The organism is Hydrogenophaga sedimenti, from assembly GCF_051857515.1.
GTDB lineage: Bacteria > Pseudomonadota > Gammaproteobacteria > Burkholderiales > Burkholderiaceae_C > Hydrogenophaga.
Genome location: NZ_JBPZHA010000030.1, coordinates 1 through 2,663 on the forward strand (window position 1 = coordinate 1; position 2,663 = coordinate 2,663).

At 61.1% G+C, this 2,663-nt stretch carries 2 protein-coding genes; one reads left to right on the forward strand and one right to left on the reverse strand.

Annotated features, from left to right (window positions below; genetic code table 11):
- Positions 1 to 149 precede the first annotated feature (149 nt).
- On the forward strand, positions 150 to 1,982 hold the full coding sequence (locus ACS5NL_RS22650; protein ID WP_439356254.1) for a 3'-5' exonuclease: 1,833 nt from the start codon (positions 150 to 152) through the stop codon (positions 1,980 to 1,982).
- A gap of 86 nt (positions 1,983 to 2,068) precedes the next feature.
- On the opposite strand, the gene ACS5NL_RS22655 is transcribed toward ACS5NL_RS22650, so the two are convergent.
- On the reverse strand, positions 2,069 to 2,485 hold the full coding sequence (locus ACS5NL_RS22655; protein ID WP_439356255.1) for a hypothetical protein: 417 nt from the start codon (positions 2,483 to 2,485) through the stop codon (positions 2,069 to 2,071).
- Positions 2,486 to 2,663: the final 178 nt, after the last annotated feature.

A 2,663-nucleotide genomic window follows, 5' to 3' on the forward strand; every position in this document is an offset into this window, starting at 1 on the left:
GCTTTGCGCGTGCGCCGCGTACTCAGATTCAGGCCAAGTTCTCGTTGGGTCATCACGCCATTGTTCCTGTCGTGCCTCGCTCATGCCATTCGGGCTTGACCGGGGGTTTTGAACACCATCCCTCAGGGAAACATATTCATACAAGTCAGATGGCCACACTGATACCCGCCCTGGGCGCATGCGTTGCACGCATGACGCCCGGCGAACGCCGCACCGCCGAGCGGCTTGAACAGAAGCTCGACGCCGACTACCTGCTCTGGTACGACGTGGCCGTCGGCCCCCGGCACCAGCACCCGGACTTTGTCGTCATGCACCCGCGCCGGGGCATCCTGATCCTGGAGGTCAAGGACTTCCGGCTCTCCACCCTCATCCAGGCCAACAAGCAGACCTGGGACATCCATGGCGAGCTCGGCCCCAAGACCATTCCCAACCCGCTGGAGCAAGCCCGGCAGTATGCGCACCAGGTGGTCAACGCGCTGGAGCGCGACCCGCAGCTGGTGCAGCCCGAAGGCCGGCACCAGGGCAAGCTGGCCTTTCCGTGGAGCTACGGCGTGGTGCTGCCCAACATCACCCGCGCCCAGTTCGACAAGGCCGAACTCGCCCACGCCATCGAACCGCACCGCGTCATCTGCCAGGACGAGATGGGCGAACAGGTGGAGCCCGAGGCGCTGCAAAGCCGCCTGTGGGACATGTTCCCCTTCATGATGGGCGGCGTCATGTCGCTGCCGCAGATGGACCGGGTGCGCTGGATCATGTTCCCCGAGGTGCGCGTGCAGGTGAGCGGCGAGCTATTTGACGACGCTGACGAAGCCGCCGAACTGCCCAGCATCATGCGGGTGATGGACCTGCAGCAGGAGCAGCTGGCCCGCAGCCTGGGCGACGGCCACCGCGTCATCCACGGCGTGGCCGGTTCGGGCAAGACCATGCTGCTGGGTTATCGCGCCGAACACCTGGCCAAGGCCGTCAACGCCAAGGACGCCGCCGCCAGCAAACCCATCCTCATCCTCTGCTTCAACGAGCCGCTGGCCCGGCAGATTGCGCGTGTGATGGCCGCCAAAGGCATTGCCGACCGCGTGCACGCCGTGCACTTTCACAAATGGTGTCGTCAGCAACTGGTGGCGTACGGGCAAGACCTGCCCCCGCAGAACCTGTCTTGGGACGCCTTTTTTGCCGACATGGTCCAGCGCGTCATCACCGGCGTGGACCGCCGCCAGATCCCCAGCGGGCAATACCAGGCCGTGCTCATTGACGAAGGCCACGACTTCGCGCCCGAATGGCTGCGCCTGGTGGTGCAGATGGTGGACCCCGCCACCAACAGCCTGCTCGTGCTGTACGACGACGCGCAGAGCATCTACGAACGCACGCAGAAGAGCAAAAACTTCAGTTTCAAGAGCGTGGGCATCCAGGCGCAGGGGCGCACCACCATCCTCAAGATCAACTACCGCAACACGCGGCAGATCCTGCAAACGGCCAGCCTGGTCGCCGCTGATCTATTGACCGCCGAAGACAAGGACGACGACGGCGTGCCCCTGCTCAAGCCCGTGAGCTGCGGGCGCGACGGCGAGGCACCGCTCATCGTGCGCCTGCCCACCCTGCGCGAAGAGGTGGCCCAGGTGGCCGAACTGCTGGCCTCCGCCCACCGCGAAGGCCACGCCTGGGCCGACATGGCCATCCTCTGCCGCCACCACAGCGAAATGGACATGTGTGCCGAATTCCTGCGCAAGCGCAAGCTGCCGCACCAGCTGCGCCGCAACTCATCCAGCGTGTTCGACCCCGCACACGACAGCATCAAGGTGATGACGCTGCACGTCAGCAAAGGGCTGGAGTTCCCGGTGGTGGCGCTGGTCGGCGCCGGGCGCATGCCCGCCGAGGGCGAAGACGAGCGCGAGGAAGCGCGGCTGTTCTATGTGGGGGCTACGCGGGCGACGCAGCGGTTGGTGATTGGGGCGAGTGGGGGCGGGAGGTTTGCCGGCCGCCTATAGGCAGAAGGCAAGACCTCAATGCCTTTGGATGCTGTTCCGAGGCCCCGATGCTGGTCTGGACATGACCCCAAATCCACAAGTCAATGTCAATTGAATCCAAGCTCTCTGCGGACTTCTTCTTTGAGCTCGTTTTGGTCGGAGTTGCCGTATTTCAGTGCTGCGCTGTCGCCGGCACAGTCTTCGCGTGATCCTCCGGCTCTTCGGCAATTGTTGGATGCTTCGAGTTTTTCTGCCATTCTGTTCAAAATCGCAATTTCTTCGTTGAATAAATCTCTAACCCATTTGCCGTTTTCTTCGGCGCACAACGCATTGCCCTGCAGTCGTGCACCGTAGGAATTGGTTGCGGAATAAGTTAATTTTGATTCATTGAATTCCAGGACCTTTCCAGAATTGGGATCTTTGAGTGTCTGTTTGAAGGAATTTAGGCATTGCTGGCCAGGGCTATCAAATAAACATCCGGATACGGATAGTGTGGCTGTGAGTGCAATAATGATTTTGAGCATTTTTCCTCCCTTTTTGCCTTTTGGGATTTTGTTTTTTGGTGGTGCTTTATTTTGATAGGGATGGTGTTCAAAACACGTTTAGCGCCAGCCGATAGCGGGCGGCTTGCCACGACATGAAACAGCGCGACTCGGAATCAGCGAATTCAACGCAGTTTCTGCGTTTGCACCGCCCGTTTTC

What these genes read in the sequence shown, in the direction of transcription:
- ACS5NL_RS22650 (WP_439356254.1), top strand. Translation starts at nt 150, where the DNA reads ATGGCCACACTGATACCCGCCCTGGGCGCATGCGTTGCACGCATGACG.
- ACS5NL_RS22655 (WP_439356255.1), bottom strand. Translation starts at nt 2,485, where the DNA reads ATGCTCAAAATCATTATTGCACTCACAGCCACACTATCCGTATCCGGA.